The organism is Variovorax sp. J31P207 (assembly GCF_030316965.1).
GTDB lineage: Bacteria > Pseudomonadota > Gammaproteobacteria > Burkholderiales > Burkholderiaceae_C > Variovorax > Variovorax ginsengisoli_B.
Map to the genome: position 1 here is coordinate 284,981 of NZ_JASZYN010000004.1, position 17,483 is coordinate 302,463.

The following is a 17,483-nucleotide window of genomic DNA, read 5'->3' on the forward strand; positions in this document are numbered from 1 at the left end:
GGCAAACGCTCCTGCAGGGAAGGGACTGGAAGGCGTGGCGCAACCCGAACTCGGGGCCGCGCGAGCGGGCGCTGTCGCCGAGCCGACTTGAGCCCGGCGACGCAGGTTTTTCTTGGCCTAGATGTCGAGCACCAGCGGGCCGCGCTTGCAGCCCGAGACGCAGATCATCATGGTCTTGTTCGACGCCCGTTCGAGCTTGGTCAGGATGCCGTCGTGGTGGTCGACCTCGCCGTCGAGCACCTTGGTCTCGCAGGCGCCGCAGACGCCTTCCTTGCAGCTGTGGTCGGGGTTGAGGCCGGCGTCGATCAGGCTGTCGAGGATCGACTTGCCGGGCGGGACCTCGACCGTCTTGCCGCTCTTCGCGCACTCGACCACGTAGCTCTGGGTGGCGCTCGGCGTCTCGACGTGCACGGCCGCGAAGCGTTCGATGTGGGCGTTCGAAAGCCCGAGCTGCTCGCAGGTCTTCTCGAAGTTGTCGAGCATCGGCGTCGGGCCGCAGCAGTAGTAGTGGCTGTCGGCACCCTTGCCGCCCAGCAACGCGGCGAGGTCGGGCGGGCCGCCCTTCTCTTCGTCGAAGTGCCAGGTCAGCGGAATGGCCTTCTCGGCCGCCAGCGCGGCGATCGCTTCGCCGAAGGCCGATTCCTTGCGCGAGCGCGCGCAATAGATCAGCTCGGCCGGCTTGCCGATCGCGGCCAGCCGCTGCAGCATGCACCAGATCGGCGTCACGCCGATGCCGCCCGCCACCAGCACAGAGCGCCCGGCGCCTTCCTCCAGCTTGAAGTTGTTGCGCGGATGCGAGATCGCGAGCGTCATGCCCACGCGCAGCTGCTGGTGCACGTAGCGCGAGCCGCCGCGGCTCTTGCGATCGTTCAGCACGCCAACCACGTAGCGCTGGCGGTCGGTCGACGGGTTGCACAGCGAATAGCTGCGCACCAGCCCGTTGGGCAGGTGCAGGTCGATGTGGGAGCCGGCCTCGAAGGCGGGGAAATCCACCTCGGGCGAAGCCGGGCGGAACTCGACGCTCACGATGCCGTCGGCTTCGTAGCGCATCGTGTGCACCAGGGCGTTCAGCGTGGGGGAAGACATGGGGAACCTCGACGATGAGTGGGTCGGTGGGCCGCGCGCCTCGGTGCCGCGGCCCGCGCGTTGATCAGGCGCTCGCGCCTTCGAGCTGCTGCTGGGCCAGGCCGCGCAGGTGGCGGCGCAGGCGCACGATGCCGAGGTCGTGCTGGTAGAGCTGCTCGTGTTGGTTGGCGTCGGGCTCCATGTTCTCGATCAGGACGCGGTCCTGCTCGAGCACGTGCCAGTGGCGCGCTTCGAGGCGGTTCTTGTAGAGGAAGCGCCAGGTGTCGCGCTCCCAGCCCTTGGCCAGCTTGCGCACGCGCCAGTGGAAGGCGCACGAGAGCGTCGGCGAGATCGGCGTGTAGCTGCCGACGATGATGAAGTTGCCGCCGGGGCCGCCGGTCTTCGGGTAGGGGATCTCCAGGCGCATCCAGTGCATGCCGGTGTCGGCCCACTCGGTCCAGTCGAAGTTGACGTTGCGCTGGCCTTCCTTCTCGAACACGAAGCCGGTGTCGGTCGCGCGGATGCCGAACTTGGCGGTCGAATCGCCCTCGGCCATCGAATGCGACTGCTTGTGCAGGAAGGTGCCGTGCATCGGGTCCATCACGTTGTCGAGCACGTAGCGGTAGTCGCCCTTCCACTCGGCATAGCAGAGGAAGCTCGAGTACTGCTCGTCGTCGGTCAGTTGCTCGGGCAGCACCAGCGGCGGCGGCGTCTCGACCGACTCCTTCGAGTTGTAGAGCCAGACCGCGCCGGCGCGCTCCTCGACGTGGAAGAAACGCGTCGCCTGCGAGCCCTCGAGCTTGCAGCCGGGGCTGCCGGGCACGCGCACGGCGACGCCGTCGCAGCGCACCTCGACGCCGTGGTACGGACATGAAAGGCGGTCGCCGAGGATCACGCCCTGCGACAGCGGCGCGCCGCGGTGCGGGCAACGGTCTTCGAGCGCGTGCAGCTTGCCGCCGTGGTCGCGCCAGAGGGCGAACTTGCGGCCCAGGCGGCGCAGCGACACGGGCGATTCCTTGATGAAGCCGGTGGGGCAGATCGGATACCAGAGATCCTTCAGGCCGATCTCGAGCAACTGGTCGACGGGGTCTTCGCGGGAGGGGGTCATGGTGGGGTTCCTCTTGAGGGAAAAAATCGGCGGCTCGGGGCTCAGGCGCCGAGGGTCGCCATCTCTTCGCGGTAGATGGCCTCGGTCCAGGCCTTGCCGCTGGGGCTCGCGAGACCGCTGTCGTTGAGCCGTTCGACCAACCCGGCGAGGTCGTGGACGCCGGCTGCGAAGGCGCGCTCGATCGCGTCGCCGAGCAGGTCCTCGTAGGTGGTGGGGATGCGCTGGCGCGCCTGGTGGGGATCGAGATAACGGTCGGTCATGGTTCGCTCCATCGAAAAAAAGAGGTTGTCGGGTGGCCGTGGGAGGCCTCTGCCTACGCCGCGAGCGCCACGGGCACCGCCCAGGCGTCGTAGCCGTAGACCCAGTCGGCGTTGCCGCCTTCGCGCAGCCAGTTGTTGCCGCGCGATCCGAGCTGCACCTGGCTGGCGCGCTCGATGCGAGCCTGCTCGTAACACTTCAGCGCGGCCGCCGCGTCGCTCATCGGCACGCCATCGAGATGGCGGGCCAGCACCACGGCATCCTCGATCGCCATGCCGGCGCCCTGCGCCATGAAGGGCAGCATCGGGTGGGCCGCATCGCCCAGCAGCGCCATCCGGCCCTGGGCCCAGGCGGGCATCGGATCGCGCTCGTAGAGGGCGGTCTTGAGCACCGTGTCGCAGGCATCGAGCAGCGCGCGGGCGTCGGGGTGGTAGGCCACGTACTGCTCGCGCAGTTCGTCGACGCTGCCGGGCGCGGTCCACGATTCGAGATGCCAGGTGTCCTGCGGCGTGGTGGCGAAGATGAAGATGTCGCGCCCGCGGTTGAGCGGAAAGGTGACGATCTGGCTCTGCGGGTTCGGTCCCCACCACTTGGTGAAGGCGCCGAGGTTCGGCACGCCGGCGACGCGCTCGGCCGGGACCACCGCGCGGTAGGCCACGATGCCCGTGAAGCGCGGGCTCTCGGCGCCGAACATCGCGGTGCGCACTGCCGAGTGGATGCCGTCGGCGCCGATCAGCAGGCCGACGCGCGCGCTGCTGCCGTCCTCGAAGCGCAGGTCGACGCCTTCGGCGTCCGGCGTGATCGACTGCGCCCGCTTGCCGAGCGCCACGCGTTCGGCCGGGAACATGTCGGCCAGCGCGGCCAGCAGGTCGGCGCGGTGGATCGTCAGCTGCGGCGCGCCGTACTTCGCTTCGGCCGAGTCGGCCATCTCGAGGCGCGAGGTTTCCTCGCCGCTGTCGTAGGTGCGGCTGATGCGATGGCTGGGCCGCGCGGCGGTCGTGCGGGCTGCCTCGCCGACGCCGAGGCCGTCGAGGGCGCGCACCGCATTGGGCGTCAGGTTGATGTCGGCGCCGACGCGGGCGAACTGCTTCGCCTGCTCGAACACGACCACATCGTGGCCGGCGCGCTGCAGCGCGATGCCGGCGACCAGGCCGCCGATGCCGGCACCGACGATGCCGATGGTGGATTCATTGCATTGCATGGGTGTCTCCTTGGGTTCTTGTTATTCGGCGACGATGTTGCGGGCCTTGATGATCTTGGCCCAGACAGCGGTTTCGTCGCGGATCGCGGCGGCGAACTCGGCCGGCTTCATCGAGGCATCGGTCATGCCCTGCGCCAGCAGGCGCTCGCGCACGGCCGGCGCGGCGAGGATCTCGGCGGCGTCCTTGGCAAGCTGCGCGGCGATGGCCGGCGAGGTCCCGGCCGGTGCGAGCAGGCCGTACCAGGAGGTCACGTTGACGCCCTGGATGCCCTGCTCCGCCAAGGTCGGGATCTCGGGCGCGACCGGACTGCGCTTGGCTTCGGTGACGCCGAGCGCGACCAGCTTGCCGCTCTTGATGAAGGGCAGCGTCGCCGGCAGGTTGCTGAACATCAGCGGCACCACGCCGCCGAGCACGTCGTTGAGCGCCGGCGCCGTGCCCTTGTAGGGCACGTGCAGCAGGTCGACCGCCGCCTGCTGCTTGAACAGCTCGCCCGCCAGGTGCAGGCCGCTGCCGACGCCGGGCGATGCATAGGACAGGGTGCCGGGCTTGGCCTTGGCCTGGGCCACGACTTCCTTCGCGTTCTTGAAGCCCGAAGCCGGCGTCGCCACCAGCACGTTGGGAGCAGTCGCGAGCATGGTGACCGGCACGAAGTCCTTTTCGATGTCGAACGGGAAGTTCGGCATCAAGGTCGGGTTGATCGTGAGATTGCCGGCCGGCACAACCAGCAGCGTGTGGCCGTCGCCCTTCGCGCGCTTGACCTTGTCGATGCCGATGTTGCCGGCCGCGCCCGCGAGGTTCTCGACCACGGCCGGCTGGCCGTAGCGCTTGGCCAGGCCATCGGAAAGCACCCGCGCCAGCGTGTCGACCGGCCCGCCGGGCGGGAACGGCGAGACGATCGTGAAGCGGTCGCCGGCGAGCTGTTTCTGGGCCTCGCTCTGCGCCTGCACGGCCGTGGTGGCCGCCAGCGCCAGCACGGCGACGCCGAGCAGTCGGGACAGGGGGATGCGTCGTGTCATTGGCATGTCGATCATTTCTTTTCGGTCAGGAAGGCGCCCTTCGGGCCTTCGGCATTTTTTTGACGGCGCGTGTGGCCGTCGAGGCCGCCGTCGACCGCCCATTCGGCGAACACCGTCGGGCCCGGTTCGAACTCGCGCGGCTGCCACTCGGCAGTCAGCTGGTCTTCGTCGGCGTAGTACTCGATCAGGCCGCCGGCCGGGTTCTTGAAGTACCAGAAGTAGGCCGAGGACACCGGATGACGGCCCGGGCCGAGCTGCGTCTCCCAGCCCTTGCGCGAGAAGTGCAGCCCGCCGCCGAACACCTCGTGGATGTCCCGCACGGTGAAGGCCACGTGGTTCAGTCCGCGCTTGCCCGAAGGCAGCTGCAGCAGGAAGAGGTCGTGGTGGCCGCCCTCTGGCGCGCAGCGCATGAAAGCGCCTCGGTTCGGGTAGCTGTCGGACGCGACGAAGCCGAAGCGGTCGCTGTAGAAGGCGCTGGTGGCCTTGACGTCGCTGACGAAGAACACGACGTGGCCGACCTCGATCGGCGTCGCGTGGTCATACACCGGCGCCGGCTGGTTCAGGCGCGGCTTGGCGTTCCAGGTATTCATCGCACCGCAGTCGACCTCGACCGCGTGCTTCCGGCTGACCTGCAGCCGCACGGCCAGGCCGTTCGGGTCGATGCAGCCGATGCGGCGGGCACCATCGGCCTCGCCGTCGACGAAGCCCGGGTCCTTGGCGATCGCCGCGGCATAGCGCGCGAGGTCGGCGTCGCTCTCGACGCCCCACACCACTTCACGCAGGGTCGGGCCCTCTTCCATGCCGGCCGGCAGGCCCGGCTTGTCCAACGCCGCGACGACCACCTTGCAGCCGTTGAGGCATTCGAAGACCAGTTCGTCGGCAGCCTCGGACTTGAGCACGAGGCCCCAATCCTGGAAGAAGGTGCGGCAGACCGCGAGGTCGTCAGCCGCATAGGTGATCTGGTCGATGCCCAGTACGCTCATGATCATGTTCCTTTCAGTTGGCCCACGGCAGCGGCTGCTCGTTGGTGCCCCAGTACATGCTCTTCTGCTCCATGTACTGGAAGATGCCCTCGCGGCCCTTCTCGCGGCCGAGGCCGCTGTCGCGCCAGCCGCCGAACGGGGTCGAGACCGAGAACTGCTTGTAGGTGTTGACCCAGACCGTGCCCGCGTGCACCGCGCGGCCGAGGCGCCAGGCGCGCTTGAAGTCGCGGCTCCAGACGCCGGCGGCCAGCGCGTAGACGCTGTCGTTGGCCTGCTGGATCAACTGTTCCTCGTCGTCGAAGGGCATCGCGACCAGCACCGGGCCGAAGATCTCTTCCTGGCTGATGCGAGCGCTGTTGGTCAGGCCTTCGAGGATCGTCGGCGTGTAGAAGTAGCCGCGGTCGAGGCCGTTGCCGTGCGGGCGCACGCCGCCGGTGCGGATGCGGCCGCCTTCGGACACGCCGAGCTCCACATAGCGCTCGATGCCCTCGCGGTGCTTGGCCGTGATCAGCGGGCCCATCTGCGTGGTCTCGGCCGCCGGGTCGCCGACGCGCAGCGCATTGGCCCCTTCGGCCAGCCGGGTCAGGAATTCGTCGTAGATCGAACGGGCGACGAACAGCCGCGAGCCCGCGATGCACGATTCGCCCGACGAACTGAAGATGCCGTAGAGCACGCCGGCGACCGCGTGGTCGAGGTCGGCGTCTTCGAGCACCATGGTCGGCGACTTGCCGCCGAGTTCGAGCGACACCGGCATCATCTTGTCGGCCGCGATGTGGGCGATGTGCTTGCCGGTGGTGGTGCCGCCCGTGAAGGACACGCGCTTGACCAGCGGATGCTTCGTGATGGCGTCGCCGATCTCCGAGCCCTTGCCCGGCAGCACGCTGACGATGCCCTTGGGCACGCCGGCCTCTTCGCAGATGCGCGCCAGTTCGAGCGCCATCAGCGGCGTGACCTCGGCCGGCTTGACCACCACCGCATTGCCCGCGGCCAGTGCCGGCGCCAGCTTTTGCGCTTCGCTCGCGATCGGCGAGTTCCACGGCGTGATCGCCGCGACGACACCCATCGGCTCGTGCACGCTCATCGTCACGAAGGGGCCGCGCGAGGGCGTGATCGTGTCTTCGAGGGTCTCGAGCGCGGCCGCGAAGAACTGGAAGGTGCCGGCGGCGCTGGCCACCAGGTTGCGCGTCTCGCTGATCGGCTTGCCGTTGTCGAGGCGCTGCTTCTGGGCCAGGGCTTCGGACTGCTCGCGGATCAACTGCGCCACGCGGTGCAGCACGCTCGCGCGCTGGTGCGGCAGCATCTGGGCCCAGCCGCTGGTGAGGAAGGCGTGGTGCGCGCGTTCGATGGCCTCGTCGACATCGGCCAGGCTGGCCGCCCGGAGGCGCGCGATCGGCTCGCCGGTGGCCGGGTACAGGCTCTCGTAGACGTCGCCGCCGCCCAGGCGCCACTCGCCCGCGACATTGAGGGGAAGGAGTTCGGAAGAAATCATCGGGGTTCCTCGGTTCAGATCGCCAGCGCCGCGACGCGGTTGCGCAGCGCCCGCACGGCGCTGTAGACCGTCAGCGCGGAGGTCTTGGGGTTGGCGGCCAGCGGCTTGTTGCGCATCGTGAGTTCGAAGCTGCCGAAGGCGCCCCGGGCCTCGACCACGTGGACGTTGTCGGCCACCGCCGGATCGGCGATCAGCCGCACCAGCGTGCGGTCCAGGCCCAGGCCGGCGAGCGACACGGTGGCCGCCACGTTGGCATTCTTGGGATACAGCGTGGCCGCTTCGCGCGCGCTGCCTTCGAAGATCACGGTCTCGCGCGCCAGGGATGCGAGATCGCGGCCCTGCTCGGCCGGCGTGCCCTTCCAGGCCTGCGGCGGCTTGCGGCCGATGTAGCGCACTTCGTCGAGCCCGCCGACACGCGCAGCGGCCAGCGCGTCGATGGCGCCGATCGCACCGGCGATCAGTTGCACCTGCGTGCCGCCCGCGAGCGCGGCGGCTTCGAGCTTCTCAGCCAGGCCAGGGGCAGAGAGCGCGCCCACGGAAGCCACGACGCAGGGCGTGCCGCGCTGCAGGGCCGGCAGCACATGCGCCTCGATCGCCGCATGGCCCGCGGCCTCGACCACCAGGTCGATGCCTTCGAGCGGGACGCAAGACACGACCTGCGCGCCGGGTGCGAGCCGCTGCGCCGTAGCCTGGGCCGCTGCGAAGGCATCGGCCGGCACGACGATCGCCTGGATCGCCAGTGCCGCATCGGCCTGGAGCAGCTCGAGCATCGCGCTGCCGATGGCACCGCAGCCGATGAGCGCAATGCGCGTGGGGGTGGACATGCGAAGGGCTCCGCTCACTTGGCCGTGCCGAGCGCAGGAATCTGCGTGATCGTGTTGGTCGGCGGACCGGCGAAGGTGCTCTTGAAGCCGCCGATGGACAGCATGTCGATCTCGAGCAGGAAGGGGCCGTCCGTGGCCAGGGCCTGGTCCAGCCGCGCCGGCAGATCGTCCAGCTTCTGCACGCGGGCGTGCGGCAGCGCGATCGACTTGCACAGCAGGTCGTAGTCGGGCGTGTGCAGTTCGGCGTAGCACTGGCGGCCGCCGTACTGCGCGTCCTGGATGTTCTTGATGACGCCGTAGCTCTTGTCGTTCATGAGCACGATCACCATGGGCGCCTTCTCCTGCACCATGCAGGCCAGTTCGCCGAGGTTCAGGATGAAGCCGCCGTCGCCGGCCAGGCAGAAGGTCCGGCGGCCCGAGCCGGTCACCGCCGCGCCGATCGCCGCGCCGATCGCCATCGGCATGCCCTGGCCGATGCCGCCGCCCGTGGCGTGCACGCCGGCGCTGGGTTCGAAGATGCGCAGTTCGCGATTGCCCCAGGTGCTGTTGGAGACGGTCACGTCGCGCACCCAGTTGAAGTTGCGCCCGGCCACCTGCTGGATCCGGCGCACCAGCTCGGCATACGGGCCGAGGCCGTCGCGCAGGGTCGCGACCGCCTGGTCGTGGGCGGCGCGCAGGTCGACCAGCAGCTGGGGATCGGCCTTGTACCTGGCCGCTTCGAGGCGGTCGGCCAGGCCTTCGAGCGCCAGCGCGGAATCGCCGCAGACGAAGGCATCGGTGGCGTAGCAACGCCCTTCGGCTGCGGCATCGGCGTCGATGCGGTAGAGCGGGCGCGGCAGCTTCAGCTCGTACTTCAGCGTCTCGTTGCCGCGCAGGCGCGAGCCGACCACCAGCATCGCATCGCAGGTCTGGTAGAGGGCCTCGACCGGCTTCTGGATGTTGTAGGCGCCGAGCGAGCCGGCATCGTCCTCGGGCACCGTGCCGCGGCCTTGCGTGGTGGTGACCACGCCGAAACCGAGCTTCTGCAGGCGCTGGATGGCCGCGCGGGCGTGGCGGGCACCGCCGCCGACCCACAGCAGCGGACGCCTGGCCTTGGCGAGGTCCGCGGCCAGCGCGTCGAGGCCAGCCTTCGAAGGCACGGCGGCCTCGATCGGCAGCGGCGACAGGTCGGCCGGCATCGCGACCAGCGCGGACTGGATGTCGATCGGGATCTCGACGCTGACCGGGCCCGTGGGCGCGGTCAGCGCGACCTGCACCGCGCGCTTGAGGGTGCCCAGCAGGTTCTCGACGCTGCGCACGCGGAAGGCCGCCTTGGAGATGGCCTTGAGCATCGTGAGCTGGTCGGGCGCCTCGTGGATGTACGACATCCCCTTGTCGATATAAGGCGTCTCGATCTGGCCCGTGATGTGCAGCACGGGTGCGCCGGCGGTCAGTGCCTCGACCATGCTGCCGGCGATGTTGCCGGCGGCCGGCCCGGTGCTGGTGATGCACACGCCCAGGCTGGCCGTGGAGCGTGCATAGGCGTCGGCCATGTTGCCCGCGCCGGCCTCGCCGCGGGCCGAGATGAAGCGGATCGCGCCCCGCTGCGCGAAGGCATCGAGGATCGGCATGTTGTGGATCGAGATGACGCCGAATGCCGCCTTGACGCCGCATTGCTCGAGGAAGGCGGCGACGACTGCGCCGGCCGTGACGGTGGGGTTGGGGTTATGCATGGCGGGAATGGCCTCCGGAAATGTCGATGTGGCTGCCCGTCGTATAGGACGCGAGCGGTGAAGCGAGAAAGAGAATGGCGCGCGCGGCTTCGATCGGAAGCCCCAGGCGGCCCAGCGGGATGTGCTTGTCGCGGGCGAGCTGGCTGCTCCAGGCGTCCCAGTCGAGCTCGGTCTGCGCGCGGGCCTCGAAGCGCCGGCGCCACTGGCCCGACTCGACCAGGCCGATCAGGATGCCGTTGACGCGCACGCCCTGGGGCGCGAACTCGGTCGCCATCGAGCGCACCAGGCTCAGCAGGCCGGCCCGTGCGGCCGAGGTCGCGACCATGTGCGGCTCGGGCTGGCGCGCCAGCAGCGAATTGGCGCAGACGATCGCGGCATCGCCCAGGGCGACGCGCTGCGCCACCAGCTGCGGCAGGAAGGCACGGGTCGGATGGATGACCGAGAAGAACTTCAGGTGCAGCTCGTCGCTCCAGGCCTTGTCGTCGGTGTCGGCGAAGGTGGATACGCGGCCCTGCCCCGCGTTGTTGATCAGCATCGAGGCCGGGCCGAGCGCGGCTTCGCTGTCGGCGGCGAAACGCTGCACCGACGCCGCGTCGAGCACGTCGCAGGTGCGGGCGAAGAGGCGCGCCTCGGGGCGCGTTGCGCGCAGGCCGGCCACCGCGCGGTCGAGCCGCTCGGCGTCGCGGCCGCACAGCGCCACGGCGGCGCCGCTGTCGAGCAGCAGCTCGACGGTCGCCAGGCCGATGCCGGAGGAACCGCCCGTGACCACGGCCACGCGGCCGGCCAGCGCGTCGGCGGCGAAGAGGTTGGGGGAAAGCTGGGGTGTCGTCATGGTGCGCAACTCAGGCTGCGAGGTCGCCGCCGCGCAGCGGGATCACCTGGCCCTTGGCGGCCGGCGCGTAGTTCAGCAGGCCGGAGATTTCGTCGGCGGTCTGGCGCACTCGCTGCACCATCTCGTCCATGCGGCTTTCGTCGATATGGCCCGAGGTGATGGTCGCGCCCAGCGCCGCCACGATGTGGCCGCTGTGGTCGCGCACCGGTGCGGCGATGGTCGAGATGTTGGATTCGAAGAAGCCCTCGCCCAGCACGTAGCCGCGCTGGCGGTCGGCCTGGACCATGTCGAACAGCTGGTCGACCGTGACCGGGGTGCGCGGCGAGAAAGCCTCGAGCTTGTCTTCCGGGTAGAGCGCGCGCAGCTGCACCAGCGTCAGGTCCTCGAGCAGGATGCGGCCCAGCACGGTGGCATGCGCCGGCAGCCGCGTGCCCACTGTCACCGAGCTGGCGAAGGGCGTGGGCGGCGCGACCTTGGCTACGTAGACGATCGAGCGGCCGTCGCGCACCACCAGGTTGCAGGGCGTGCGCAGTTCATCGCACAGGCGCTGCAGCAGCGGCGTGCCGAGCTGGGTCAGTTCGAGCGAGGCCAGGTATTCGAAGCCGAGCCGCAGCACGGCGAGGCCGAGGCGGTAATCGCGGCCGCCTTCGGCGCGCTCGAGGAAGCCCATGTTCTCGAGCGTGGTCAGGAGCCGGAACACGGTCGAGCGCGGCAGGTCGAAGCGGCGCGCGAGTTCGGGCGCCGACAGCGAACGGTGCTCGCGGCTGAACTCGCACAGCAGGCGCAGGCCGCGCTCGAGCGCCGGCACGTTGTAGCGGTCTGCGCCCTCTTCGATCGATTCGATGTCGTTGGTTGCCATGGTGTCTCTTCGTTGAATTGGGGCCGGTCAGGCGGCAAGAACGTCGCGCAGCAGCGCCGCCACGGCTTCCGGCCGCTCGACGTAGCTGGCATGCCCGGCGTCGGCGATCATTTCGAGCGCGACGCCGCACTTGCGGGCCGCCTCGGCGCAGCCGGCCGGCGGCGTGACGACGTCGAGCGCGCCGCACGCCACCCGCACCGGCATGGCCGGCGGCAGGTCGGCCAGCAGGTCGCCGCCGCACAGCAGTTCGATCGCTTGGGCGTAGCCGCCTTCGTTCAGGCGCGCCATGTTCCAGCGCACCCATTGCCGAGCCTGTTCGCCGGCGCCGGCCGACAGCAGCCTGGTGTCGGCGCGTGACGCCATGCCGGCGATGCCGGCCCCGGACAGGGCCTCGATGCGCTGCGCGTGGACACGGCGGCGCTCTTCGGCACGTTCGGGCGCGCCGTAGCCGGCGGCCGGGCTGATCAGCACCAGCCGGGCGATCCGCGCGGTCAGCGCCGAGCCCGGCCGCGCCGCGGACGCCGCGGTCAGCGCGCCGAGCGAGTGGCCGACCAGCGTGCAGCGGTCGATGTCGAGTGCGTCGAGCATCGCGCCCAGCCGCTCGGCATAGTCGGCGGCCGTGGGCCGCGCGGGCGCCAGCGGCGTCGACGCGCCGTAGCCGGGTGCATCCCAGGCCAGCACGCGCGCCTGCGGCGCCAGCAGCAAGGCCGTGTCGAGCCAGGATGCGGCGCCCGATCCGATGCCATGGAGGCAGACCAGCGCCGGTCCGCTGCCGCATTCACGCACCGACATCAGGCCGCCGCCGCGCAGCGCCACGGCGCGCGCGGGGAAGCACGCTTCGAGGCGCGCCACTTCGGAGGGCGGCAGGATCGCGGCGGGGTTCATGGCGGCGGCGCTCATGGGCTGGTGCTCGATGCCGGGGATCAGCGCTTGATCTTGGCCAGCGGATGGTCCGCCGGGTAGGTCGGCGTCACCGGCTTCTTGGCGCCGAGCATCACGCACATCAGCGCGTCTTCGTCGCCGATGTTGATTTCTTCGCGGTAGACACCCGGCGGCACCGAGATCAGGTCGCGGTCGGTCATGATGGTCTCGAAGCGCTCGCCGTCCTTCTCGATGACGACCTTGAGCTTGCCGCGGATCAGGAAGAACACTTCTTCCACGTCGGTGTGCAGGTGGGGCGGACCTTCGTGGCCGGCCGGGATCACCATGGTCGAGAAGGTGAAGTTCTCGGCCGGCACGGTGTTCACGTCCTTGGCGACGCCGGTGCCGCCGGTGCCCACGTAGCGCATCTGCGCGCGGCGGAACTTGGGATCGAGGTCGGCCTGGAACTTGAGCGCGTCCCAGTCGTACTTGCGGGTGGCATAGCGCGCGATGCGCGTTTCCATCCATTGCTGGAGGCTGCTGCCTTCGGGCTGCGCCAGGGTGTCGGCGGCGCCGTCGATCTTCTGTTGTTCGGACAAATCGCTCATCGGGTTTACTCCTTGGTCGAAAAAATCAGTGCATCACGAAGCCGCCGTTGACGGCGAGCAGTTGGCCGGTCACGAAGCGCGACAGGCCCGAGAGGGCAAAGAGCATCGCGCCGCAGACGTCGGCGGCCTGCTGCTCGCGCGGGATCGCGCGGCCTTCGAGGTATTTCTGGTGGCGTGCCATCGGCACGTATTCGGTCGCCTCGACCAGGGTCAGGCCAGGCGCCACGGCGTTGACCGTGATGCCGCTGCCGCCCCACTCGCGCGCCAGCGAGCGCGTCATCGAGACCACGGCGCCCTTGCTCGACGCATAGGCCAGCAGGTTGGGTGCGCCCCACAGCGCGGTGTCCGACGCCAGGTTGACCACCGCGCCGCGGCCGCTCGCGGCCAATGCCGGCTGGCAGGCGCGGCTCATGAGCCAGGTGCCGCGCACATTGACCGCCATCACGCGGTCCCACATGTCGATCTCGAGCGCATGCGCATCGCGGCCGCCGGAGTTGGTGATGGCTGCGTTGTTGACCAGTCCGTCGAGGCCGCCGAGCGCGGCGACGGCCGCTTCGGCGCAGGCGTCGATCGAGGCCGGGTCCGAGAGGTCGACCGCCAGTCCGTGGGCGGTGGAGCCGGCCGCCCGCAGCGCCGCGGCCTCGGTCTGCACCAGGTCGGACAGGATGTCGGCCATCACGACGGCGCCACCGGCGGCGGCGATGCACTTGGCGAAGGCCAGGCCGAGGCCGCGTGCCGCGCCCGTGACCAGCACCTTGCGGCCGGCCAGCAGGTTGGCGGGCAGTTCCGCAAGAAGGTTTTGCAGGCTCTGCTGGTCGGGGGTGCCACTGGGCTGGGTCATGTCGTGTCCTCGGTGCTCAATCGGCCTGGATGCCGAGTTCCTTGATCACGCGGCCGAAGCGCTCGAAATCGGCGGCGTTGGTCTTGGCCAGGGTCTCGGGCGTGCCGCCCAGCGGCAGCGCGCCGAACACCGCCATCTTGGCGGCGACGTCGGGCATCTTGAGGATCTCGTTGAAGTGGCCGTTGAGCGTCTTCACGATCTCGGGCGACAGCCCCTTGGGACCGAAGATGCCGTTCCAGGCCACCACCTCGATGTCCTTGTAGCCCAGCTCCGCCAGCGTCGGCACGTTGGGCGCGAGCGGCGAGCGGGCCTTGTCGGCCACCGCCAGCGGCGTGACCTTGCCGCTTGGCAGGTAGGGCGCGATCGGGCCGTAGGTGACCACGGTCAGCGGCACGTGGCCGCCGAGCACGTCGTTGATCGCCGGCGCGACGCCCTTGTACGGCACGTGCTTGATGTTCAAGCCGGCCGACTTGTTGAACATCTCGCCGAGGATGTGCATCGGCGAGCCGCTGCCGGGACTGGCATAGGACAGATCGGGGCTGCGCTTGGCGGCGGCCACCATGTCCTTCAGGTTCTTGGCGCCGCTGCCGGGCCCGGAGACCAGGAACAGCGGCATCATCGCGGTCTGGATGATGGGCGTGAAGCCGTTCACCACGTCGTAGCCGGCGCCGGCGCCGGTCTTGAGCACGATCTGCGCGATCGAGAAGGTGCTCGGCGCGACCAGCAGCGTGTAGCCGTCCGCGGGCGCCTTGGCAACGAAGCTGCTGCCGATGACGCCGCTGGCGCCGGGGCGGTTGTCCACCACCACCGGCTGGCCGACCCGTGCCGAGAGTTTCTCGGCGAACAACCGGGCCAGCGCATCGGTGTCGCCACCGGCCGGATAGGCCACGACGAGCGTGATCGGCTTGGTCGGCCAGGCCTGGGCCCAGCCCGGACCGGCGGCGCCGGCAGCGGCGGCGCAGAGCGCGAGAGCCAGCATCTGGCGGCGGGTGTTCTTGATCATCATGGGAGGCGATTCCTTGGCGTTGGGGAAAACTCGCTCTGTTTCACTAATGAATCAATGATTTAGTAATGAAACGATGGACGAAGAATAGTCCGTGGAACGCCGATGAAATATAGGTAAAAACCCTATGCTTCATTGGGAAGAATTCCGGCGCTACCTCGGCTGCGCTGAGCGCGACCTGACCTCATGGGGCGGGACATACCCCGAGCGCGCGGACGGCTGATCGACAGCTTGGCCTCCTACGATGGACGGACCGTGCGGCCACCGCGCTGCAGACCCGCAGGAGACATCCCATGAGCACCGCCACCCTCGCCAACGCCTCTTCGGCGCCGCCGGCCAGCAGTTCCAAGCTCGGCGCCGTGCTGCGCGTCACGAGCGGCAATTTCCTCGAGCAGTTCGACTTCTTCCTGTTCGGCTTCTATGCCACCTACATCTCGAAAGCCTTCTTCCCCGCCAGCAGCGATTTCGCCTCGCTGATGCTCACCTTCGCGGTGTTCGGCGCCGGCTTCCTGATGCGGCCGCTGGGCGCCATCGTGCTGGGCGCCTACATCGACGAGGTCGGCCGGCGCAAGGGCTTGATCGTCACGCTGGCGATCATGGCGAGCGGCACGGTGCTGATCGCCTTCGTGCCGGGCTACGCGACCATCGGGGTGGTGGCGCCGGTGCTGGTGCTGATCGGCAGGCTGCTGCAGGGCTTCTCCGCCGGCGCCGAACTCGGTGGCGTCTCGGTCTACCTGTCGGAGATGGCGACGCCCGGCCACAAGGGCTTCTATACCGCCTGGCAGTCGGCCAGCCAGCAGGTCGCGATCGTGCTGGCCGCGGCACTCGGCTTCGGGCTCAACGAGATGCTGTCGCCGGCCGTGCTGGCCGACTGGGGCTGGCGGATCCCGTTCTTCGTCGGCTGCATGATCATTCCGTGCATCTTCGTGCTGCGCCGCTCGCTGCAGGAGACCGAGGCCTTCCAGGCCCGCAAGCACCATCCGACGACCCGCGAGGTGTTCCAGTCGATGGCGCGCAACTGGCGCGTGGTGCTGTGCGGGATGCTGCTGGTCGCGATGACCACCACCACCTTCTACCTGATCACGGTCTACACGCCGACCTTCGGGCGCACCGTGCTGCACCTGAGCGCGCGCGACAGCCTGATCGTGACCCTGCTGGTGGCCGTCACCAACTTCATCTGGCTGCCGATCGGCGGCGCCCTGTCCGACCGGATCGGCCGCAAGCCGCTGCTGCTGGCGGTCACGCTGCTGGCCATCTTCACGGCCTATCCGGCGATGCACTGGCTGGCCGCGGCGCCCAGCTTCGGCCGCATGCTCGACGTGCTGCTGTGGTTCTCGTTCCTGTTCGGCATGTACAACGGCGCCATGGTCGTGGCCCTGACCGAGGTGATGCCGGTCGAGGTCCGGGTGGTCGGCTTCTCGCTCGCCTACAGCCTGTCGACCGCGGTCTTCGGCGGCTTCACGCCGGCGATCTCGACCTGGCTGATCGAAGCGAGCGGCGACAAGGCGGCGCCGGCCTGGTGGCTCAGCGTGGCCGCGGCCTGCGGCTTGACGGCGACGCTGATCCTGTATCGCAAGGGACGGAAGCCGTCGGTGGCCTGACGCCACGGGGGCGGATGTTTCGGGGCGGTCCGGGGCGGGCTCACGCCGACGGCGTACTCTGCTCCGCGAATGTCCCCCGGCCTTCGGCCTCCTCCTTTATTTCGCTGCGCAGAGCACACCATCGACCTCATCCATCACGGCGGTCGTCGATTGGCCGCACCCACCCCTGCAACTCGGCGGTCGAGAACCGCGCAGGACGCTACAACCCCAGCTGAGTCAGCAACTGCCGCGCCGGCCAGCGCTCGCGGCGGGCCGGCCAGGCCTCCACCAACTCGACCATCCGCGCATTGAGCGGCGCCTGCATGCCGTGGCTCTGGGCCAGCCGCACCACCTCGCCGCTGAGCACGTCGATCTCGGTCCGCCGGCCCAGCGCGAGGTCGTCCGCCATGCTGGAGCGCGCCTTGGCATCGATGCGCAGCATCCGCGCCGCGACCAGCCGGAACAGCGGGGTCGGCAGCCGCAGGATCGGGGGAATTCGCGCCGGCGGCACCGCGCCCAGCTGGGCCGGCGTGATGCCGGCGCGCCCGAGCACGGCCAGCGCCTCGTCGATCAGCGCCGCGAAGCAACGCCGGTAGCCGCGCTGCAGCAACTCCTCGCGCAGCGGCAGGCCAGACAGTGCGTTGACCGGATTGTTGAGATTGAAGAGCAGCTTTCCCCACTGCACCGGCAGCAGGTCGGCATGCAAATCGATCGGCACCCCGGCGCGTTCGAACACCGCCACCCAGGGCCGCAGCGCGGCATCGTCCTGGGCCGCCAGCCGTCCTTCGGTGCCGCGATGGAAGGCCGCGGGCCCGACTTCGGCCACGTTGTAGGGCACCATGGCCGGCAGCACCCGCAGGCCCGGCCCGGCCTCGGCGGCGACGCGCGCGTTGGCCACGCCGTTTTGCAGCGACACCACGGGCGTGCCGGCCGGCAGCGCCGCGGCGAGTTCGGCCGCGGCTTCGGCGGTGGCGCCGCTCTTGACCGTGAGCAGAACCAGTGCCGGCCGGATGTCGGTGGGGACGCGTTCGAAGAGATGCAGCTCGGCCGGCGGCACGTGGATGCGACGGCCTTCGAGGTCGGTCAGCGTGAGTCCCTGCAGCGCCAGGGCACCGAGCACGCGCGGCCGGCCGACGAAGCCGACACGTACCCCCGACGCCGCCAGGCTGCCGCCGATGAACGAGCCGATGGTGCCGGCGCCCATCACGAGAATGTCGAGCGCCGCGTCGTCGCCCCCCATGG

The 17,483-nt window shown here is 69.7% G+C and carries 17 protein-coding genes; 1 reads left to right on the top strand and 16 read right to left on the bottom strand.

The genetic code is table 11. The features are described 5' to 3' along the window. Positions 1-117: 117 nt before the first annotated feature. The 15 genes from QTI68_RS15970 to QTI68_RS16040 form a co-directional block, all read right to left on the bottom strand. Positions 118-1,086 (bottom strand): PDR/VanB family oxidoreductase, encoded by a 969-nt coding sequence (locus QTI68_RS15970; protein ID WP_286522607.1) that lies wholly within the window; start codon positions 1,084-1,086, stop codon positions 118-120. 64 nt (positions 1,087-1,150) lie between these two features. Further along, the gene (locus QTI68_RS15975; RefSeq protein WP_286522609.1) at positions 1,151-2,173 is read right to left on the bottom strand and encodes a Rieske 2Fe-2S domain-containing protein; all 1,023 of its coding nucleotides are present in this window, start codon (positions 2,171-2,173) and stop codon (positions 1,151-1,153) included. 41 nt (positions 2,174-2,214) lie between these two features. After that, positions 2,215-2,433, bottom strand: coding sequence for a recombinase-like helix-turn-helix domain-containing protein (locus QTI68_RS15980; RefSeq protein WP_286522610.1), 219 nt, complete (start codon positions 2,431-2,433; stop codon positions 2,215-2,217). A 53-nt stretch (positions 2,434-2,486) separates the two neighbouring features. Beyond that, positions 2,487-3,632: an FAD-dependent monooxygenase gene (locus tag QTI68_RS15985; RefSeq protein ID WP_286522612.1), complete on the bottom strand. Its 1,146-nt coding sequence runs from the start codon at positions 3,630-3,632 to the stop codon at positions 2,487-2,489. A gap of 21 nt (positions 3,633-3,653) precedes the next feature. Further along, a complete protein-coding gene (locus QTI68_RS15990) occupies positions 3,654-4,649 on the bottom strand; it encodes a Bug family tripartite tricarboxylate transporter substrate binding protein (RefSeq protein WP_286522614.1) in 996 nt (331 codons plus the stop codon). Between the two features lie 11 nt (positions 4,650-4,660). Then, positions 4,661-5,632: a VOC family protein gene (locus QTI68_RS15995; RefSeq protein WP_286522616.1), complete on the bottom strand. Its 972-nt coding sequence runs from the start codon at positions 5,630-5,632 to the stop codon at positions 4,661-4,663. Positions 5,633-5,645: 13 nt separating this feature from the next. Further along, a complete protein-coding gene (locus QTI68_RS16000) occupies positions 5,646-7,121 on the bottom strand; it encodes an aldehyde dehydrogenase (RefSeq protein WP_286522618.1) in 1,476 nt (491 codons plus the stop codon). A gap of 14 nt (positions 7,122-7,135) precedes the next feature. After that, on the bottom strand, positions 7,136-7,945 hold the full coding sequence (locus QTI68_RS16005; RefSeq protein ID WP_286522620.1) for an aspartate dehydrogenase: 810 nt from the start codon (positions 7,943-7,945) through the stop codon (positions 7,136-7,138). Between the two features lie 14 nt (positions 7,946-7,959). After that, complete coding sequence (locus QTI68_RS16010) at positions 7,960-9,657, bottom strand: thiamine pyrophosphate-binding protein (RefSeq protein ID WP_286522621.1); 1,698 nt, start codon at positions 9,655-9,657, stop codon at positions 7,960-7,962. Beyond that, complete coding sequence (locus tag QTI68_RS16015; protein WP_286522623.1) at positions 9,650-10,489, bottom strand: SDR family oxidoreductase; 840 nt, start codon at positions 10,487-10,489, stop codon at positions 9,650-9,652. The genes QTI68_RS16010 and QTI68_RS16015 overlap by 8 nt, the downstream gene beginning before the upstream one ends. Before the next feature lie 10 nt (positions 10,490-10,499). Further along, the gene (locus tag QTI68_RS16020) at positions 10,500-11,348 is read right to left on the bottom strand and encodes an IclR family transcriptional regulator (RefSeq protein ID WP_286522624.1); all 849 of its coding nucleotides are present in this window, start codon (positions 11,346-11,348) and stop codon (positions 10,500-10,502) included. A gap of 27 nt (positions 11,349-11,375) precedes the next feature. After that, on the bottom strand, positions 11,376-12,248 hold the full coding sequence (locus QTI68_RS16025; RefSeq protein WP_286522626.1) for an alpha/beta fold hydrolase: 873 nt from the start codon (positions 12,246-12,248) through the stop codon (positions 11,376-11,378). A gap of 23 nt (positions 12,249-12,271) precedes the next feature. Beyond that, a complete protein-coding gene (locus tag QTI68_RS16030; RefSeq protein ID WP_286522628.1) occupies positions 12,272-12,817 on the bottom strand; it encodes a cupin domain-containing protein in 546 nt (181 codons plus the stop codon). 25 nt (positions 12,818-12,842) lie between these two features. After that, positions 12,843-13,658: an SDR family oxidoreductase gene (locus QTI68_RS16035; protein WP_286522630.1), complete on the bottom strand. Its 816-nt coding sequence runs from the start codon at positions 13,656-13,658 to the stop codon at positions 12,843-12,845. 16 nt (positions 13,659-13,674) lie between these two features. Next, complete coding sequence (locus QTI68_RS16040; RefSeq protein WP_286523183.1) at positions 13,675-14,658, bottom strand: Bug family tripartite tricarboxylate transporter substrate binding protein; 984 nt, start codon at positions 14,656-14,658, stop codon at positions 13,675-13,677. Between the two features lie 296 nt (positions 14,659-14,954). Between QTI68_RS16040 and QTI68_RS16045 the strand changes: the two genes are divergently transcribed. Further along, positions 14,955-16,262: an MFS transporter gene (locus QTI68_RS16045; protein ID WP_286522632.1), complete on the top strand. Its 1,308-nt coding sequence runs from the start codon at positions 14,955-14,957 to the stop codon at positions 16,260-16,262. Between the two features lie 199 nt (positions 16,263-16,461). Here the strand turns inward: QTI68_RS16045 and QTI68_RS16050 are convergent, their stop codons facing one another. Continuing rightward, positions 16,462-17,481 (bottom strand): 2-dehydropantoate 2-reductase, encoded by a 1,020-nt coding sequence (locus tag QTI68_RS16050; protein ID WP_286522634.1) that lies wholly within the window; start codon positions 17,479-17,481, stop codon positions 16,462-16,464. Positions 17,482-17,483: the final 2 nt, after the last annotated feature.

What these genes read in the sequence shown, in the direction of transcription:
- QTI68_RS15970 (WP_286522607.1), bottom strand. Translation starts at nt 1,086, where the DNA reads ATGTCTTCCCCCACGCTGAACGCCCTGGTGCACACGATGCGCTACGAA.
- QTI68_RS15975 (WP_286522609.1), bottom strand. Translation starts at nt 2,173, where the DNA reads ATGACCCCCTCCCGCGAAGACCCCGTCGACCAGTTGCTCGAGATCGGC.
- QTI68_RS15980 (WP_286522610.1), bottom strand. Translation starts at nt 2,433, where the DNA reads ATGACCGACCGTTATCTCGATCCCCACCAGGCGCGCCAGCGCATCCCC.
- QTI68_RS15985 (WP_286522612.1), bottom strand. Translation starts at nt 3,632, where the DNA reads ATGCAATGCAATGAATCCACCATCGGCATCGTCGGTGCCGGCATCGGC.
- QTI68_RS15990 (WP_286522614.1), bottom strand. Translation starts at nt 4,649, where the DNA reads ATGACACGACGCATCCCCCTGTCCCGACTGCTCGGCGTCGCCGTGCTG.
- QTI68_RS15995 (WP_286522616.1), bottom strand. Translation starts at nt 5,632, where the DNA reads ATGAGCGTACTGGGCATCGACCAGATCACCTATGCGGCTGACGACCTC.
- QTI68_RS16000 (WP_286522618.1), bottom strand. Translation starts at nt 7,121, where the DNA reads ATGATTTCTTCCGAACTCCTTCCCCTCAATGTCGCGGGCGAGTGGCGC.
- QTI68_RS16005 (WP_286522620.1), bottom strand. Translation starts at nt 7,945, where the DNA reads ATGTCCACCCCCACGCGCATTGCGCTCATCGGCTGCGGTGCCATCGGC.
- QTI68_RS16010 (WP_286522621.1), bottom strand. Translation starts at nt 9,657, where the DNA reads ATGCATAACCCCAACCCCACCGTCACGGCCGGCGCAGTCGTCGCCGCC.
- QTI68_RS16015 (WP_286522623.1), bottom strand. Translation starts at nt 10,489, where the DNA reads ATGACGACACCCCAGCTTTCCCCCAACCTCTTCGCCGCCGACGCGCTG.
- QTI68_RS16020 (WP_286522624.1), bottom strand. Translation starts at nt 11,348, where the DNA reads ATGGCAACCAACGACATCGAATCGATCGAAGAGGGCGCAGACCGCTAC.
- QTI68_RS16025 (WP_286522626.1), bottom strand. Translation starts at nt 12,248, where the DNA reads ATGAGCGCCGCCGCCATGAACCCCGCCGCGATCCTGCCGCCCTCCGAA.
- QTI68_RS16030 (WP_286522628.1), bottom strand. Translation starts at nt 12,817, where the DNA reads ATGAGCGATTTGTCCGAACAACAGAAGATCGACGGCGCCGCCGACACC.
- QTI68_RS16035 (WP_286522630.1), bottom strand. Translation starts at nt 13,658, where the DNA reads ATGACCCAGCCCAGTGGCACCCCCGACCAGCAGAGCCTGCAAAACCTT.
- QTI68_RS16045 (WP_286522632.1), top strand. Translation starts at nt 14,955, where the DNA reads ATGAGCACCGCCACCCTCGCCAACGCCTCTTCGGCGCCGCCGGCCAGC.
- QTI68_RS16050 (WP_286522634.1), bottom strand. Translation starts at nt 17,481, where the DNA reads ATGGGGGGCGACGACGCGGCGCTCGACATTCTCGTGATGGGCGCCGGC.